The sequence below is a fragment of the Paenibacillus sp. S02 genome, assembly GCF_019454065.1.
Lineage (GTDB): Bacteria > Bacillota > Bacilli > Paenibacillales > Paenibacillaceae > Paenibacillus > Paenibacillus polymyxa_B.
In genome coordinates, this window is record NZ_CP073682.1 from 912,486 (window position 1) to 930,478 (window position 17,993).

19 protein-coding genes are annotated in these 17,993 nt (G+C 46.3%); 14 read left to right on the plus strand and 5 right to left on the minus strand.

The features are described from left to right. Positions 1-66: 66 nt before the first annotated feature. Entirely contained in the window at positions 67-720 is a 654-nt protein-coding gene (locus tag KAI36_RS04115; protein WP_028541994.1) for an SdpI family protein, read from the minus strand. Continuing rightward, complete coding sequence (locus tag KAI36_RS04120) at positions 717-1,028, minus strand: autorepressor SdpR family transcription factor (protein ID WP_013308820.1); 312 nt, start codon at positions 1,026-1,028, stop codon at positions 717-719. Before KAI36_RS04120 ends, KAI36_RS04115 begins: the two co-directional genes overlap by 4 nt. Positions 1,029-1,244: 216 nt before the next feature. Between KAI36_RS04120 and KAI36_RS04125 the strand changes: the two genes are divergently transcribed. The 10 genes from KAI36_RS04125 (at position 1,245) to KAI36_RS04170 (ending at position 11,717) form a co-directional block, all read left to right on the plus strand. Continuing rightward, a complete protein-coding gene (locus KAI36_RS04125; protein WP_103744829.1) occupies positions 1,245-1,856 on the plus strand; it encodes an alpha/beta hydrolase in 612 nt (203 codons plus the stop codon). Between the two features lie 73 nt (positions 1,857-1,929). Continuing rightward, the gene (tlp, locus tag KAI36_RS04130; RefSeq protein WP_013308822.1) at positions 1,930-2,154 is read left to right on the plus strand and encodes a small acid-soluble spore protein Tlp; all 225 of its coding nucleotides are present in this window, start codon (positions 1,930-1,932) and stop codon (positions 2,152-2,154) included. 240 nt (positions 2,155-2,394) lie between these two features. Continuing rightward, a complete protein-coding gene (locus KAI36_RS04135) occupies positions 2,395-3,687 on the plus strand; it encodes an ABC transporter substrate-binding protein (RefSeq protein WP_025721179.1) in 1,293 nt (430 codons plus the stop codon). A 27-nt stretch (positions 3,688-3,714) separates the two neighbouring features. Next, the gene (locus KAI36_RS04140; protein WP_220027028.1) at positions 3,715-4,677 is read left to right on the plus strand and encodes a carbohydrate ABC transporter permease; all 963 of its coding nucleotides are present in this window, start codon (positions 3,715-3,717) and stop codon (positions 4,675-4,677) included. 3 nt (positions 4,678-4,680) lie between these two features. Beyond that, positions 4,681-5,520 (plus strand): carbohydrate ABC transporter permease, encoded by an 840-nt coding sequence (locus tag KAI36_RS04145; RefSeq protein WP_023987072.1) that lies wholly within the window; start codon positions 4,681-4,683, stop codon positions 5,518-5,520. A 334-nt stretch (positions 5,521-5,854) separates the two neighbouring features. After that, on the plus strand, positions 5,855-7,141 hold the full coding sequence (gene ilvA / locus KAI36_RS04150; RefSeq protein ID WP_103744831.1) for a threonine ammonia-lyase IlvA: 1,287 nt from the start codon (positions 5,855-5,857) through the stop codon (positions 7,139-7,141). Positions 7,142-7,360: 219 nt separating this feature from the next. Then, positions 7,361-8,335 carry an arabinan endo-1,5-alpha-L-arabinosidase AbnA gene (gene abnA, locus KAI36_RS04155; RefSeq protein WP_023987074.1) on the plus strand — a complete coding sequence of 325 codons (975 nt, stop codon included), beginning with the start codon at positions 7,361-7,363 and terminating at the stop codon, positions 8,333-8,335. Positions 8,336-8,547: 212 nt separating this feature from the next. Continuing rightward, on the plus strand, positions 8,548-9,615 hold the full coding sequence (locus KAI36_RS04160) for a FecCD family ABC transporter permease (protein WP_374755059.1): 1,068 nt from the start codon (positions 8,548-8,550) through the stop codon (positions 9,613-9,615). Beyond that, entirely contained in the window at positions 9,615-10,640 is a 1,026-nt protein-coding gene (locus KAI36_RS04165; protein ID WP_103744827.1) for a FecCD family ABC transporter permease, read from the plus strand. Before KAI36_RS04160 ends, KAI36_RS04165 begins: the two co-directional genes overlap by 1 nt. Before the next feature lie 129 nt (positions 10,641-10,769). Continuing rightward, complete coding sequence (locus KAI36_RS04170; RefSeq protein WP_103744826.1) at positions 10,770-11,717, plus strand: ABC transporter substrate-binding protein; 948 nt, start codon at positions 10,770-10,772, stop codon at positions 11,715-11,717. A gap of 161 nt (positions 11,718-11,878) precedes the next feature. On the opposite strand, the gene KAI36_RS04175 is transcribed toward KAI36_RS04170, so the two are convergent. Then, complete coding sequence (locus tag KAI36_RS04175) at positions 11,879-12,310, minus strand: hypothetical protein (RefSeq protein WP_103744825.1); 432 nt, start codon at positions 12,308-12,310, stop codon at positions 11,879-11,881. 197 nt (positions 12,311-12,507) lie between these two features. Here KAI36_RS04175 and KAI36_RS04180 point away from each other — a divergent pair, with 197 nt between their 5' ends. The 3 genes from KAI36_RS04180 to KAI36_RS04190 all read left to right on the plus strand — a co-directional run bounded on the left by KAI36_RS04180 (position 12,508) and on the right by KAI36_RS04190 (position 14,787). Then, positions 12,508-12,807, plus strand: a complete 300-nt coding sequence (locus KAI36_RS04180; RefSeq protein WP_103744824.1) for a hypothetical protein — start codon at positions 12,508-12,510, stop codon at positions 12,805-12,807. A 271-nt stretch (positions 12,808-13,078) separates the two neighbouring features. After that, on the plus strand, positions 13,079-13,903 hold the full coding sequence (locus tag KAI36_RS04185) for an alpha/beta hydrolase (RefSeq protein WP_029517128.1): 825 nt from the start codon (positions 13,079-13,081) through the stop codon (positions 13,901-13,903). A 92-nt stretch (positions 13,904-13,995) separates the two neighbouring features. Then, the gene (locus KAI36_RS04190; RefSeq protein ID WP_023987081.1) at positions 13,996-14,787 is read left to right on the plus strand and encodes a dioxygenase family protein; all 792 of its coding nucleotides are present in this window, start codon (positions 13,996-13,998) and stop codon (positions 14,785-14,787) included. Positions 14,788-14,860: 73 nt separating this feature from the next. On the opposite strand, the gene KAI36_RS04195 is transcribed toward KAI36_RS04190, so the two are convergent. Together KAI36_RS04195 and KAI36_RS04200 are read right to left on the minus strand one after the other, a co-directional pair. Next, the gene (locus KAI36_RS04195) at positions 14,861-15,784 is read right to left on the minus strand and encodes a hypothetical protein (RefSeq protein WP_220027029.1); all 924 of its coding nucleotides are present in this window, start codon (positions 15,782-15,784) and stop codon (positions 14,861-14,863) included. 214 nt (positions 15,785-15,998) lie between these two features. After that, complete coding sequence (locus KAI36_RS04200; RefSeq protein WP_220027030.1) at positions 15,999-16,517, minus strand: DoxX family membrane protein; 519 nt, start codon at positions 16,515-16,517, stop codon at positions 15,999-16,001. Positions 16,518-16,766: 249 nt separating this feature from the next. On the opposite strand from KAI36_RS04200, the gene KAI36_RS04205 reads away from it, so the two are divergent. Then, the gene (locus tag KAI36_RS04205) at positions 16,767-17,861 is read left to right on the plus strand and encodes a DUF3048 domain-containing protein (RefSeq protein WP_220027031.1); all 1,095 of its coding nucleotides are present in this window, start codon (positions 16,767-16,769) and stop codon (positions 17,859-17,861) included. Positions 17,862-17,993 lie beyond the last annotated feature (132 nt).

Sequence of the window (17,993 nt, forward strand, 5' to 3'; positions counted from 1 at the left end):
CTCCTATTCTACGTTTATCGTGGATTGGGAGGTTTCTTTTTTAGGTTCAGGTTTGGCTTTGTCTGCTTACTGGTTTAGCTTACGATACAACAAGAGAGAATAGAGTATGGGAGAGATGACGGATATGATCAGCACGGATAGAAAAATGACCGTTCCCGCCACTCCATCGACCCATGCCGCCACCAAACCCGAAGCACCACCGAGCATCATCATAGGTCCACCGAAACGGTGCGTTTTACGCCATACCTCCGGGTTAGACAGAGTCCACGGAGTACGGATACCGAAGGTATAGTTCGGCTGCACCTGAGTCATATAATTACCCATCACCAGCAGCAGCAGGCCTATTACCCCCAAAATTATAGTATTCATTTGCAGTCGTATGTTCAGGTTATACAGCAGCATCCCCCATCCAGCCACAGCGAGAACCAAAGAAATACCTGCACGCGTAACTTCATAGGCTTTTGAAAATTTCTCATAATTAGCTCTGTTGGGGTCCATGTAGCGTGCCAATCGGATGACCAGCGGTACTAGACCCAACAGCACGAGCATGATAATAGAACCACTTTTGCTCATATACCCGTCTGCAGTATTGTCAAAGCCAAAATGCGAGGCTAGAACATTGGGAAGTCGGTCGTACAGCAGTATAGCACCTATAGCGGGTGATAAGGCAATCAAAGTCGTCAAAACATCCGTAAAGCCCCAAGGTGTTCGCAATTTCATTCAGATCCCTCCGTATCCTTGATATGATTCACATTTTTCTGGGCAGGGGTATCGGAGTGGGCGATGCTGAACATCCAACCGATGACATCTGCCACAACCGTTGTATGCAGGGTGTAGATAATGTTTTGCCCCTGTCGTTCATCCAGCACCAGCCCAGCCTGCTTCAGGATATTGAGATGGTGGGAGATGCTGGGCTTACTAATTTGAAAATGTTCAGCCACTTCACCTGCGCTCATACTTTTCTCCTTTAAAAGCTGTAAGATTGTACGCCGGGTCGGATCAGCCAAAGCTTTGAAGGCATCGTTCAAAATACATTTCCTCCTTTAGATATTTAGATAATATTCTAAATATCTAACACCATAGTAAAATAGAGCTATACTACATGTCAATGGAACAAGGCATCATTTTAGAAAAAAGATGTAGACCAGACTAATTAGGTTTGTAAAAGGCAGCGAAGTTGGCTATAATTAATTTATACTAAAAATAAGAATCTTAATTTAAAGAAAAATGAGGAGGAAATATAAATGAAACACGTATTTCGTAAAGGAAATCATCCGCAAGCCCCGGTTATTTTGCTGTTGCATGGTACAGGCGGGAACGAACAAGACCTGATACCTTTGGCTGAGATGGTAGCACCGGGAGCTTCTGTATTAGGCGTGAGAGGAAATGTGCTGGAAAATGGGATGCCGCGTTTCTTTCGCCGTTTGGCAGAAGGAGTGTTCGACATTGAGGATCTCGTATTTCGCACCAAAGAACTGAGCGAATTTGTGGACACAGCTGCAGAGCAATACGATTTTGATCGTAATAACGTGGTGGCTCTTGGCTATTCCAATGGTGCAAACATAGCCGCCAGCATGCTCTTTCACGATGCAAAAGCGTTACGTGGAGCTATTTTACACCATGCAATGGTGCCGTTGCGTGGGCTGGATTTGCCCGCTTTGAATGGTATCCCTATATTTTTGTCTTCCGGTGAGAATGATCCGATTGTTCCGATTTCGGAATCTCAGGAGCTGCAAGCATTATTGGAAGGGGCTGGAGCGCAGGTGGAAGCATATTGGGAACGCAATGGTCATCAATTGACTCGGACTGAAGCCGAAGCCGCAGGAAAGTGGTTTGGGGAGCATTTTAATGCATAAAATACTCCGATAGCGATCAAGCTACGGATTAGCGCTCTACTGAGCGACCCCATTATTAGGAGGCGACAAACGAATGGCAAAACCAGATAATCGAGCCGATAATGTTGAACATTTGCAACAAAGTATTCAGAACACACAGCAGAACCTGCATGAAGCTGAAGGATATCTAAACGAATTTTCCTCTGAAATCAGCAACGAGGAGCGTAAGCAGATCGAAGAAAAAAATAATCGTCGTAAAGAAAGTATTAGATCATTTCGGGAAGAAGTGAAGGACGAAGCAGCCCATTCCCAAGAGTAGTTAAAAAAGCGAGGCCCAACTTCGAGTTTCAATTCGAGTGGGGCCTCTTTTTTATGCAAAAATCATCATAGCCTCATTCAATTCATTTTCCCCCTATAATGCAAAGGAGACGCTAATCTGCGTTGAAAATAAATATTTTATAAATAATGTTGTTGTAAACTAATTTGTGTTGATGTTAAATAATAAAAGAAAGCGCAATCATTTACGAATTAGGATTTCATCATGCGAAGGGGGAAGGATATGCTGCTGCGAAGAAAACGCATGGCTTTGATGCTTATGGCGGTGGTTTTGATGGCTGGACTGCTGCAAGGCTGTTCTTTCAAGACCGATGAAAAGGATGGGCCGGGAACAGAACTTGTATTATGGACGTTTAATGAACTGCATGAGAAGTTTTTTCTGCAAATGGCTGACCAATGGAACCAACAGCACCCTGATGAATTGATTAATTTGAAAGCGAATACATTTCCTTATGATAACCATCACAGTAAGCTGTCGATTGCGCTGCAATCGGGGGTGGGAGCGCCGGATATCGCGGATATCGAGGTGAACAAGATTGGTAATTTTCTCAAAGGCATACCGCAGCTGGTCCCGCTCAATCCGGTGATTGACCCCGAGATCAATAACATTGTGCCCTCCAGAGTACAGATTTACGGCAAAGACGGTAAATATTACGGCATTGACTTCCACGTTGGGGCCGAAGTGATGTATTACAATAAAGAGATTATGGATCAGGCGGGGGTAAACCCGGATTCCATCGTCACCTGGGCAGACTATGCTGCTGCAGGCAAGCAAGTACTGGCGAAAACAGGCAAGCCCATGGCGACCTTAGAAACGAATGACCTATGGAGCTATTGGCCGATGATCTCCCAGCAAAATTCAGATTTTCTGGATGACAAGGGCGAGTTGACGTTGGATAACGAAACCAATATTAAAACACTCGAGTTTCTTCAACAGATGGTAAAAGATAAAATCGCTATTCCCGCTCCAGGCGGCGGGCATCACATGGAGGAATACTACGGATTTATGAACAAAGGTGGGGCCGCTTCGGTATGGATGCCGATGTGGTACATGGGACGTTTTACGGATTACATGCCTGACCTGAAAGGTAAAATTATCATCAGACCTATGCCGGCGTGGGAAAAAGGCGGTTATCGCTCAGCGGGTATGGGTGGAACTGGAACGGTAGTCACGAACCAATCAGAGCACCAGGATCTGGCGATGCGCTTTCTGGCCTTTGCCAAGCTATCCAAGCAAGGGAATGTGGAGATCTGGAAGCAGCTTGGTTTTGATCCCATCCGTAGTGAAGTGTGGACATTGCCGGAAGCCAAAGCCAAGAATAAATTTACGGAGTATTTCGGAACGAATATTTTTGACACGCTCATCGAAGTCAAAGATGAAATCAATGCGGTGCATATCGGACCGAAAACGCCTGATATCGCCAGTGCTGTGCGCAATAAAATACTTTATCGGACACTACAGAATGGCGAAGATCCAGCCACGGTGCTACATGAGCTGGCAGATGAACTGAGATAGACCCCAACAGGAAAGGGAGTGAGATTCATGGCAACGCCCGTTCATACGAACGCTAATGTACCGACAGGTCAGCCGCCACAACCTCAGCGTCCGACCAGAAGCCGATGGAGTCGCTTTATTCATTCCAGCCGTACGGCACCGTATGTGTTTGTCCTTCCATTTTTACTGTCCTTTGCGCTATTTTTTGCCTATCCGGTCATCTCGACGGTCATTATGAGCTTTCAGGAAGTCCTACCAGGGATAACAACTTATGTTGGACTGGAGAATTATAAGGACTTAATCAATCCTACGTTTGGAAAGGCGATATTGAATAGCGTCCTGTACACGCTGCTTACACTGGTCGTGCTGATTCCTCTGCCGCTGGTATTGGCGGTATTGCTGAATTCGCCTAAAATGCCGGGCAGAGGGGTGTTTCGCTCCGTGATGTTTATACCTGCACTAACCTCGGTGGTGGTAGCAGGAACGATCTTCCGCCTCATGTTCGGGGAATTGGATGGTTCTCTGATGAACTCCCTGTTGGGGGTATTCGGTCTGGAGCCTTACAAATGGCTAATGAACGCGAACACCGGCTTTTTAGCGTTGATCGTGCTGGCCTTGTGGAGATGGTTAGGCGTGAACATGCTGTATTACATGTCGGGACTCCAGAACATTCCTCCCGAGTTGTATGAAGCTGCGCAGATTGATGGAGCCAGTCGTTTCGATTCATTTTGGCGGATTACGATTCCTATGATGAAACCAGTGACGATCTACGTATTTACGATTAGCATTTATGCGGGGTTATCCATGTTCACGGAGAGCTATATGCTGTGGAACGGAAATAACTCCCCGAACGATATTGGTTTAACGATTGTTGGCTATCTCTATCGCCAAGGTCTGGAGCAGAACAGTATGGGCTTTGGAGCTGCGGTAGGCATTGTATTGCTCGTATTTACACTCGTGCTGAACCTGATCCAGCTCAAATTTTTCGGCATGTTCCGGAAGGAGGATTAAGCGATGGCTCAGAAACAAAAAGGCTCGTTATCCGCATTGCTCGTTGTCCTGTTCATTCTATTTGCCGGGTTTGCCCTGTTTCCGCTATTTGCCGTGACGCTTGCCTCGTTCAAGCCATCGACGGAGCTGCTGCGCTACGGGTTGAATCTTAAGCTGGAGTGGGGCATCATGTCCTTGAAAAACTATGCGTTCATCTTTCAGGGGACGACGGATTATTTTCAATGGTACTGGAACAGTATTGTCATTACCGTCTTGTTTACGGTGTTATGTCTGATATTGTCCGCGATGGTAGGCTACGGTCTGGAGATGTACCGTTTTAGATTGAAAAATGTGATTTTCACACTGGTACTGGTCGTGATGATGATCCCGGTAGAAATTATCATGCTGCCGCTCTACAAGCTAATGATTGGCATGAAGCTAATTAATACAGTATGGGGCGTAATTCTACCCTTCGTCGTCGCGCCGATCCCGATCTTTTTCTTCCGTCAATATTTGAGTGGTGTTCCCAAGGACTTCATGGATGCTGCGCGGGTTGACGGCTGTTCAGAATATGGCATTTTCGTACGGATTATGATGCCTCTGATGGCGCCTGCATTTGCGGCAATGGCTATTTTGCAGGCGATGAACAGTTGGAATAACTTCCTGTGGCCGATGATTGTATTGCGTACCAATGACATGCTGACACTACCGATTGGTTTGTCCAGTCTGCTGACGCCGTATGGCAACAATTATGATGTGCTGATCGCGGGATCCGTTTTGGCTATTTTACCGATTCTCGTCGTGTTCCTGTTCTTCCAGCGTTACTTTATTGAAGGGATGACGGCAGGCGGAGTAAAAGGATAATCGGAAAGGTATTAAATAGAGCAATGGAATACAAGAAATATGCAACGTCAGAAAAGGCTGATCGGGCATTGTCCCGGTCTGCCTTTTTTTAGATTCGATTGATTTTCATTCTCATTTTCATGACTATCATCTGCACAAGCTATGGGTAAACGTGGTATGATATTTGAAAGATTTCAAATACAGCACTTTGCATAATTCGATTCCTGACGCTCAAAAGTACAATATATAGACGAACTAAACCGTTTCGATCTGTATATTGCTGATTTGAAATCGCTCTTGGGATTTATGCAAAATGCTCAAATACAGAAATATTCAGGCGGAGCGTGGAGAACCTATGGAACCAACAGAAACCCAGAAAACTGACCCGACCATGGCGTCAACCGTTGGCATGGAGGATATTGTACGGGCGCATCATATGCTGCGTGAGGTGATTGTACGTACACCTTTACAGAGGGATGCCGTCCTATCGGCCAAATATAACTGTAATGTGTATCTGAAAAGAGAGGATCTCCAAGTCGTGCGGTCCTTTAAAATCCGTGGAGCTTACAACATGATCCGCAGCTTGACCCCTGCGCAAATGGAAAAAGGAATCGTGTGTGCGAGTGCGGGGAATCATGCGCAAGGTGTGGCTTTTTCATGTAATGCACTTGGTATCCACGGTAAAATATTTATGCCGAGTACAACGCCCAATCAGAAGGTCAAGCAGGTTCGTCGCTTTGGCGGTAACAGTGTAGAGGTCATTTTGACCGGAGACACGTTTGACGATGCCTATGACGAGGCCATGAAGGTGTGCAGCGAGCAGGCAATGACCTTCATCCATCCGTTCGATCAGCCGAAAATTATTGCGGGCAATGGTACGATTGCGATGGAAGTGATGGAGAGCCTAGATACACCTATGGACTATGTGTTCGTAACGATTGGCGGCGGCGGTTTGGCGGCAGGTGTAGGTACGTATGTTAAAACCGTGAGTCCGTCCACCAAGGTAATTGGCGTGGAACCCCTCGGCGCGGCGTCGATGACGGAAGCGATGCGTTTGCACAAGGTGGTTACACTGGATCAAATAGACAAGTTTGTTGACGGAGCTGCAGTGAAGCGTGTCGGTCAGCTGACATACGATATTTGTAAACATACCTTGGACGATATTGTAAAGGTACCGGAAGGCAAAGCATGTACCGCGATTCTGGAGCTGTATAATGAAAATGCGATTGTTGTGGAGCCTGCGGGTTCACTGCCTGTTGCAGCACTTGATCTGTATCGCGAGCAGATTCAAGGCAAAACGGTTGTCTGTATCGTCAGCGGTGGTAACAACGATATAGATCGAATGCAGGAGATTAAGGAACGGTCCCTAATTTATGAAGGACTGAAGCATTATTTTATGGTGAATTTCCCGCAAAGAGCTGGGGCACTGCGTGAGTTTCTACAGGATGTGCTTGGACCAGACGACGATATTACTAGGTTTGAATATACGAAAAAGAATGATAAGGAAAATGGACCAGCTCTGGTCGGCATTGAGCTGTTCCACAAGGAAGACTATCTTCCTTTAATTGAACGAATGAACCGCAAGGGGCTTAAATATACGGAACTGAACAAAAACGAAAATCTATTTAATATGTTAATTTGAAAAGGAGCCTACGGGCTCCTTTTTTGTATCAGGATTTTGCAAATCCTCGTGTATATAGTGTTATGCGTAGTTTATTAATTTCTTTTTATTTGAAATAAAGCGTTTACAAAACTGAATGTGATAGGTTAATATATGGGTAACTTCATAAGTATAAACACTAATGTAATAGGTGTGTCACCTGAATTTCATTATAAGATACTCATTCGGAGGTGCGAAAGAATGTTGAAAGCATGGAAAAAATCAGTACAGAGTAAATTGACCCGAACGGCGTTTGCTGCCGTAACCTCGGCTGCTTTAATGCTGTCAGTGATGCCATCTGCATCCGCAGAGCATTGGGCGTTAACTGGCGATGTGGCAGTGCATGATCCGTCCATTACGAAGGAAGGCAACGCATGGTATATTTTCTCCACAGGGCAGGGGATACAGGTTCAAAGATCGGATGACGGACGCAATTTTTACAGATTGCCGCAAATATTCCTGTCACCGCCATCATGGTGGAAATCGTATGTACCTAAGCAAAAGACTAACGATGTATGGGCACCGGATGCTCAAAAGTATAATGGACGGGTATGGCTGTACTATTCCATTTCTACTTTTGGTGCCCGGACCTCGGCTATCGGACTAGCTTCCGCAACGAGCATTGGCGCGGGGAGCTGGAGAGATGATGGACTAGTGCTGCGTACGACGGATGCTAACGATTATAATGCCATTGATCCAAATCTCGTCATTGACGCTTCCGGTAACCCTTGGCTTTCCTTTGGTTCATGGAATTCAGGCTTGAAAGTGACTCGATTGGACAAGAATACGATGAAGCCTACGGGCCAGATCTATTCTATCGCCAAGCGTACGGCTGGTGGTTTGGAAGCGCCACATGTTACATACCGCGACGGCTATTATTATCTGTTTGCTTCCATTGATAACTGCTGCAAAGGCGTAGACAGTAATTATAAGATTATTTACGGTCGCTCTACTAGTATTACTGGACCGTATGTGGACAAGAGCGGCAAAAGCCTGATGGATGGGGGTGGAACGATACTGGATGCAGGGAATGACCGTTGGAAGGGACCGGGTGGACAATCTGTCTATAACAACAGTGTGATTGCACGTCATGCCTATGATGCTACTGATGGTGGAAATCCAAAGCTTCTGATTAGTGATTTGAAATGGGATTCGGCAGGCTGGCCTACGTACTAAAGAGAGGCCCGTTTGGAGTCATTTGTGCAGTAAAATCATATAGATATATTCAAAAACTGTTCCTCCTAAGGGGGAACAGTTTTTGGCTTGCAATGTCATAGAAACATGCTATTATGTATCAAGTTGATAATAATTATCATTATCGTTATAAGAGACGTGATGATTTTCAGGTATGGAGGGAGTGACCTCACCAAATGCAGTCTAAAGACAGCATGGACAAACATACAGCTCTGACAGAGAGGGCAGTTCCTGAAGTAGACATAACAGCACGTCCAGTGCTTCGAGCGGGTAGGGTTCGGCAGGTGTTGTTGTTCACAGCTTCGGCTGTATTGTTGACTTTGGCCATATTCGCCGCCATTTCTCTCGGAGCCAAGGATTTGACCGTAAGCACCGTGTGGTCGGCAGTATTTCACTATGATCGTTCGCTAATGACACATCAGATCATTCACGAGCTGAGATTACCGCGTGTACTCGGTGCAGCAGTTATTGGAGCTGCGTTGGCGGTGGCTGGCTCTCTGATTCAGGGTATTACACGCAACCCGCTGGGAGATACAGGTGTGCTGGGCATTAACGCAGGGGCGATGTTTGTAGTTGCAGTGAGTTTTGCCTTTTTCCCCAATCTACCTTATGGGACGTTAATTGTATTGTCGTTCCTGGGGGCGCTGATGAGTACCTTACTGGTATTTGGTCTGGGAGCATCTGCACCGGGAGGATTGACACCTATGAGATTGACGGTGTCTGGAGCTGTGACGGCTGCCTTGTTAGGTTCCATGACTTCGGGGATTGCGATTTATTTTGATCTAAGTCAGGATTTAGCCTTCTGGTATGCGGGTGGTGTAGCCGGGATTAAATGGTCGCAGCTTGAGATTCTTGCACCGATTTTGCTTATTGTGATCGTCTGGTCTATGGGGCTGGCACGTTCTATTTCGCTGATTTCGATGGGCGATGAGGTGGCGTTAAACCTTGGGCTGAATCTCAGGCGTATCAGGCTTTTGGGTCTGCTGACTGTAGTGGTACTGGCCGGCCTATCTGTATCGGCTGCCGGAGCCATCGGCTTTGTAGGTTTGGTTATCCCACATATCGCCCGCAAGCTAATCGGTGTGGATTATCGCCAGATTGTGCCGCTGTCTGCATTATTGGGAGCCGTGCTGCTGGTGCTGGCAGATTTGGGAGCGAGAATGGCAAATCCGCCGGAGGAGCTAGCTATTGGAATTATGGTGTCTTTTATTGGAGTACCCTTTTTCCTCTTTCTCGCCCGTAAGGAAAGGAGGGATTTATAGTGAGTCGCTCTTTAGGGATTGGGGACACCAGAACGAAAAAGGCTTGGCTCGTTTGTTTGGTATTGGCGGGGATCAGCTTTGCTGTCCTTGTTTTGGGTTTGAATACCGGAACGATTCGTATTCCACCGCTACGCGTGCTGGATACGTTGTTTGGCGGTGGCAACGGACGTGATCATATCGTTCTGTTCGAGTATCGTCTGCCACGTATTGCTGTAACGGTGCTAGCTGGAGCGGGACTAGGTGCAGCCGGGGCGGTCATGCAAGGCTTGTCACGGAACGCACTTGCTGATCCGGGAGTGCTCGGTCTTCATGCGGGGGCTGCGTTGGGGCTGGTAATGTTCGTTAGCTTTTTTCGCGACCTGGACGGATCGGCCGCCGTTCTGATCCCCTTGTTTACCTTTGCAGGAGGTGTCATTGCGGCGGTGCTGATTGTTTTGTTGTCCTATAACCGCAGCAGAGGAATCGTGCCGGTGCGTCTGATTTTGTCTGGCATCGGTGTAGCCTCGGGTCTTAGCGCCATAACGCTGTATTGGTCGTTGCGGCTGGATGAGGATACGTACGCATTTACTGCACGTTGGTTAGCTGGCAGCGTTTGGGGCCGGGACTGGATACACGCAGCGGCTTTGCTGCCTTGGATAGTCATTGTATTACCCTACGTTCTGTCGCAGACGCGCAGTCTGAACAATCTGTCGTTGGGCGACGAGACCGCAGCTGGAATTGGCACAAATGTGAAGCGCCAGCGCCTGATACTGCTGGGCGCAGCCGTGGCTCTATCGAGTGCCAGCGTATCCATGGCCGGAGGCATCGGTTTTATTGGGCTGATTGCGCCTCATCTGGCTCGCCGTCTGGTTGGGCCGATGTACCAGCATTTGCTGCCAGTAGCCTGTTTGGTCGGGGTCGTTATTCTGGTCACCGCAGACACGATTGGGCGTTCGGTGTTTCAGCCGAATGCGATTCCCGCAGGTGTGGTGGTTGCTGTGGTAGGAGCTCCGTATTTTTTATTCCTGTTGTCCCGAACAAAATGACAGAAGGAATAGGTACATATAAAATCAAATGCTGCAAATGATGCAACCCACTGAAATTAATAACTAAACAGAAGCCTTCTATATTGATCATTATAATGTAGAGTTTCTGTAGCATAGGAGAGAGTAATCATGAGAAAGCACAAATTTGAGGGTTCAGGTTTTAAACGTTCATGGGTAGTCACAACTCTTGTTGTATGCATGATCATGTTGTCCGCTTGCGGACAAGCAGCCGACAAACAGGCTACCGATACGAAAGCGGCTGGCAGTACGAAGACAACCATTAGTGCGGATTCGCGTATTGCTTCGATGTCTATTCATTTGACGAACAACCTGCTGGCATTGGGCATTACTCCGGCTGGTTCGGTCATTGGTGGAGATGTGAAGGATTTTCTGCCCCATGTAAAAGATCGTCTTCAAAGTACCCGTAAGCTAGGTGTTGTCACAGACCCGGATATGGAAGCGGTATTGGAACTTCAACCTGATCATATTTTCTTGGACAAAAAATATTCGGGAACCGATGTGGCCAAGTTTGAAAAAATTGCGCCGACCGAAGTTTTTGATCTGGATGAAGGCACATGGAAGGATCAATTGAAAAAAATAGCCGTTATGGTCAAACATGAAGCACAGGCAGACGCATTTCTAAAAGATTATGATACACAGAAGGAACGAGTCAAAAAGCTGATTCATTCAAAAATTGGGGACGGAACGGTTATGGCTGTACGTGTGACGGCGAAAGAGGTTCGTGTTATGGGGATGAAGCGTCCCGTAGGACCGCTGTTGTATCAGGACTTGGGTTTAAAGCCAGCCAAGGGTGTAGAAAAGATCAATAAGGCTTATCAAGTTGTTTCCCAAGAGGTTTTACCGGATTATGATGCCGATGCGATCCTTGTTATCATCAGTAAAGGCGCGGATGCCCAAAAGGTATACAAACAGCTGGAAGGAAATACAGTATGGCAAGGTCTCAAAGCGGTGAAGCAAGGGCATGTCTACATGTTGGACGGACAGCCTTGGCTGGACTACTCCGCGATGGGACATAAAATTGCTCTGGATAATGCAGAACAACTATTTTCCAAATAAGTTCTAAAGTATATCAAGCCGTATTCCCCCATGCAGCTTCTTGCAGGCCAGGAATACGGCTTTTTAGCGCACACCCAAGCTGTAAGTTGGTTGCCTGATTGCAATGAAAAGGAGCTGCTACGATCCAAAATGAGGCAGCTCCATATAATGAGAATTGCGGGCTATGAACGTTTTTTACGCAGAAAAATCGGTTTGAGTCCAATAAAGCCGATGGCGGCGAGAATTAAATTTACCCAAGGGGAGATCCTGAATACCGGCAGTACACTGCGCAGCGCTAGTCCGGCGACAAGAATCACGACAACTAACACAACATACATCAAGATGGATTTAAGATTCATCTGGGGCTTTACTGGGGCATGGTCTGGCTGTTGTGTCTCCTCGCCTTCTTCGGGACGGTCCATAAAATTCATCAGGGCTTCAACGAGTAGAATGGCTCCTGCGGCGATGATGATAAGGGTGGATAGGCTGATTTTTTCAAAGGGTCTGATATCCCCGCCTGTAAAGGTGACAAACCATCCGATAATTGCCTGTGTCAAAAAAAACATAGACAAGGCAATCCATGCAATAAGCGTATAATTTTTTGCTTTAGTCATTTCTTCCTCCTGCTTTATGAGCGTATCCCAGGGTGATGGAACCGCCATTTCGTAACAAAGACAGTATACGTGAGGAAGCGTCGGATGGCAAAAGACTTTATCTATAGAATGTATATTACCGCTGCATTCTCCTCAAACTGGATAAAGGGTGAGCACATAGAGCAACCTGAATATAAACGTTAAGAGGGTGTGGCATCATGAAACTGGAGAACCAGGCAGATTATTCAGTCCAAAAACGATTGGCAAACGCTTCGAACAGGAATAGCGGGGTGGCCTCGTCTACAAATGTGAGTCACCGGAGTGTTCAAGGAACTTCTCCAACCTACCGTATACTGGACGATATTGAAGTGGCTGAGGATACAGAATTTGCAGGTGAACTAGGTGCACAGAACTACCGTAGCCTGTGGCATGAGGATGAACATAACGGCGCCTCTTGTAAGCTGGAGTGGGAGGGACGAACGGAGACCCACCAAATGTTTAGGAGCAGCTACGAATAACGAATGTCTACTTTAATGTAGTGGATTCACTCTAATAAGTGTAGTATAGCGTTCTCCGGAATCGCATCGGGGAGCGCTATTTGTTTGTTTTTTTAACGATGTGAACTGACAGGTTGACAAGGAAGCAGGGCGATGATAGACTGACTTTACTATAAAACTTATTAAACTTATCGGAATTAAAGTGAATGAATATCCTGGATGGATATTCCACGTTACTATATGAGTTTGAATTCATAAATGTGTAGTGAAGCTTGAAACAGGGGGAATCAGGATGGAACGGCAAATTGGAATTCGCTTTGAACATGAAGAACTGGCCGCAACAATTCATTATCCAAACCGTACAAATGAGGGAGAGCGTCAGAGACGAGTTCCCCTCGTTGTTATATGTCACGGTTTTGTAGGCAATCGTATTGGAGTAGATCGATTATTCGTCAAGACTGCGCGTGAACTGGCCGAGGGGGGATACTTTGTCCTGCGCTTTGATTTTGCCGGTTGTGGGGAAAGCACAGGTGAATACGGCAAGCAGGGGCTCGAGTCCATGATTAATCAGACACGTACCGTGTTGGACTACGCCGTCAATTGTGCGGACATTGACCCGACCAAGGTGACGCTGATCGGTCACAGTCTGGGGGGCGCGGTTGCCCTTCTCACAGCCGTACGGGATAAGAGAGTACAAAATCTGGTTCTTTGGTCAGCAGTGGGCTATCCATTCAACGACATCGTCAAAATTACGGAGCGAAGCGTGTACGATGAGTCTGTTAAAACGGGTCATGCCGACTATTTGGGCTATAAGTTTACGCCTGCTTATTTTGAGTCGTTAGCTCAATTCCAGCCGTTTCAGGAGGCCGTTAAATTTAACGGAGATGTGCTCGTTATTCATGGCACCTCGGATGATATTATTCCTGTGGATTATGCATTTCTGTTTCAAAAGATATTCTGGATGCGTCCAGAGGGACGCTGTGATAAAGAGATTATTTTCCAGGGAGATCACACTTTCTCGTCAGGTAAAGAGCGGCAACGGCTCATTGATCGGACGCTTGAATGGCTAGATGAACAGGAAAATATTCAACGGGATTGGCAGCACTGGATGATCTGATTTGAGTGTGTAACGGATTGTATTGGAAATTGCGCCTTCGCCGGAGTAAAATGGAAGAGTAACACTATACTGGCGTGTGGAGGTTGGCAGCGATGACATTACCCTCAATTTTTGTTGCGCATGGTTCACCGACACTGGCTGTAGAAAATAACGCATATACCAGCTTTCTTGCAAAGCTGGGCGCGAGCCTGCCCCGACCCAAAGGAATTGTCATTTTTTCCGCGCATTGGGATAGCCCCGATCAATGTATTGGCGCGGATGATCAGCATGCAGCGTTGCACGATTTCTATGGCTTTCCCGAAGAAATGTACTCAATCGATTACCCTGCACCAGGCGATCCGAAGCTGTATGAGGAGATAGAGCATCTGTTCAGTCAGCATAACCTGTTCCACCAGCCGGTTCGGAACCGGGGACTGGATCATGGAGCATGGGTGGTTTTGCGGCATATATATCCTGATGCAGACATACCGGTCGTACCCTTATCCATTGATTCTCGGCGCGCTCCCCAGGAGCAATACGAGATTGGACGGATGCTGGCACCGTTGCGAGAACAAGGGATTTTGATTATCGGTAGCGGCGGATTGGTCCACAACTTGCGGACACTCAAGCAGACGAGTGAGCCAGCCGATTGGGCCGTTCAATATGATGACTGGATTGCACAGCAGCTCCAAGACTGGAATTTGCGTCACCTATTCCAATATGACAAAAAGGCTCCATATGCCAAACAGGCGGTACCTTCTTATGGAATAGAGCATTTTTCACCTTTGTTTTATGCGATGGGGGCTGCGGATCATGAGCGCTCTGCGCATAAGCTTTTTCAGTCGTATGTCCTTGGCTCGTTGAGTCTCAATTGTTGGGCTTTTGGTCAAGAAAGTGATACGTAAATGTAAAAAAAGAACTTCCGAATCCACATGGTGTGTGGGAATGGAAGTTCTTTTGTGTATTTTGCGTCTTTGATTAATTAGAAGGCACGTTCTTTTTTAGCCAAGTGGATACCTGCGTAGTACGCTGATCTGCATTTTGATCCAACAGTGTCATAAATGCTTTCAGCTTTTGAATGTAGGTACTCTTCGAATCCATATTACGTTGAATGACGAATTGATACCCTTTTTTGGCATTCGGATGAATCTTCCCGGTATCATAATCGAATAATGGCGTATTGTTCGTGCCATAGAAAGTATAGAAGAAGTACAGATCGTGCAATTTTTTTATAGCTTGTGTACGGTTGGAATGTGGATATTGGTTTAAAAATGCCTCCTGTGCCAGCACTCGTCCGGCTAACTGTTGATAGCCGATACGGAGCGCGGCATCCTTGGTAGCCGCCTGTCCGGATTCCATCGCCATGATGTCAATATAGCTGCGGATATCTGTCGTGGTGTGCTTCCCGAAGACTTTATATTTTTCATAGTTGATGACTGGGTAGTACATGCCTTCTGCAGTTTCAAGTTTGTAGCCGGCATCTCTTGTTTGAGTTAGCAACTTTTTCAGGTTCGCATCGCTTGAACGGCTGATTACATTTGTGAACGAATCACCGGGTTTATAGATTTGATTTATTTTGATTTGAACAGAGGCTGGGTATAAGGTCTTTGCATAGGAATCCAATTGCTGGTTCTGCGCATTTTCCAGATGAAGCACCATGATGGTAGCTTGAGAGGCTGGAATGGATTGAATATGCTTTTGCAAATAAGTGAATGCCTGAGGTAGCTTGCCGGGTTGGCGTAGTAGCTGCTCGAAGGTCTTGGAGATAAGTTGTACACTTTCTGCCTGAGATGTCGTAGTAGACGTCGCCGCTTTGACTGATGTTGTATATCCCAATCCCATAGTCTGCACTGTGAAAGTTACGGCTGCGAGCATGAGATAGGCTTTGGTAATTTTTTTCATGATATAACCCTCCATTACGTTCTTTGATGTAACTGTAGTGTATAGGGTAAATGTATCGTGAGCATTCCATGTTGTATCCAACTTGTAAACGTTTGGGGGGGATGATGAATCCGATAAAAGAGTCCGAGTTAGAAGGAGCTGAAAGACCCCTTGTGAGTATAACAGCGCAAAAAAATAACCATTACCCCGGAGGATAACGGTTATTTTGGGATGTTTAAGCTATTTTTCGACTAGGGTCCGCTGGAAAGGTATCTTTATTTTTACGAAACAGTCCACGCAGGAAGGGCAGTACCCAACGGTCAAAGCCAATTCTTCCGGCATTTGCACCAGCGACTACAAGGAAGATTTCAAATAGCAGGTAGATTGCATTGGTGCTTACTGTACCCGAGAACAGGAACGAGAAGTTCATAACCATAGCCATCAAAGCAGCCAGTGTAGTCAATGTACCGAGAAGCAGGCCAACCCCTACCAAGAACTCACCCAATGGGATCAGGACGTTGAACAAACCTACATTCGGCAGGGCAAAGGTTTCCAAGAACGATCCCCACCAGCCTTGTACAGCGGGATGGTCTCCACCTGTTTTAGCAATGGCCCCCGAGATAAATCCGCCTGCATCAAATCCACCTGTCAGCTTTTCAAGTCCGTGGGTCATCCATTCATACCCTAGATAAACCCGTACTACAGTCAGCAACCACATTGCGACTTTGTTCTCACGTAACCAGCTGTTAAACATTCAAACCACTCCTCTTTCTTAATCTATAATGTTGGTTGTATTTCATTTTGTTGGGGATGATCATCTTTGCTACACCTTTATTGTAGTAGGTTCAGTTACAGTTATTTGTGATAAAAATCACAAAGTCTAAATATTTTTTAAATTTTAATGTCTTCAGATAAGTATTCTATAGATTGGTCATGCTTCAATCAAGACAAAAACAGGAAATAAAGCTTATAATGAGAAAAATAACTAAGTGGAGGGATGAACTTGTCCGGGCCCATTTCCCAACGAAATCATTGGTTGCGTGTGATGGCCTCAGCTCTGTTATGCATGACGCTGATGTCTTGTTCTGCTATGTCCAATACGGGTGAATCTGAATCCGTTCCCCAACTGACCAAGCAAGAAACAGAGAAGGAGGCACTTGAACCGCCGAAGGAGCAGTCTATTCCGGCATTTACAGCTCCGCTCACCGGGCTTCCGGTGGAGCAGCCAGTTTTGGAGCGACCGCTCGCTGTCATGATCAATAATGCTCCGGCTGCACGTCCACAGGCAGGACTTAGCCAGGCAGACATGGTATATGAAGTTCTTGCAGAAGGCGGGATTACCCGTCTGGTCGCTTTTTTCCAAAGTCATGGCGGAGATGTAAAGATCGGACCGGTCCGTAGCATTCGACCGTATTTGATTGAGCTAGGCGAAACCTATGGTGCGTTGCCGATACACGCAGGGGGAAGCACAGATGCCTATGCGATTTTACAGCAGCAGCGTAAGGAACATCTGGATGAGATTTCAAATGGAGGGGCTTACTTCTGGCGAAGCAAAGATCGTCGTCCTCCACATAATTTATACACAGACGTGAACAGACTGCGCAAAGGAAGCGATAGTAAAGGGTATGCCAAGCAGACGGACGTTCCAGTATATTCTTACCTCAAATCCGGTGAAACCCCAGTTATGGTGGACGAGACAGCAGCATCTTTACAAATCCGGTTTTTGCTTAAAAGCTATCGGGTATCTTATACCTATGATCCAGCGGATCAACAATATAAGCGTTTTGTGAACGAAAAGTCACATGTGGATCAAAATAATAACCAACAGCTCTCAGCAGCCAATGTCATTGTGATGAGCGCTAGACATCGAACGTTGGATGATGTAGGCAGATTAAGTGTTGAGGTGGACGGTAGCGGAGAGGCCATGGTGTTTCAACAAGGACAGTTAATACAGGCTGAGTGGCAACATACACCAGGCGATGCGATTCGTTTTATGAAAAATGGGGTTGAAATCCCGTTAACGCCAGGTACATCCTATATACATGTGGTACCTGCAGATACTTCACTAAAGGAACATGTAACCATAGAAGCAAATTAGAAAACGAAATACACCTTTTTAGGGAAAAAATGTCGGATAATGACCTTCCATGTCGGGCAATGTATACGTATATCATGAAATTTGCTTTTACAAACATTACAAAAACATTGATGAGTGTGATAAGATAGCAAA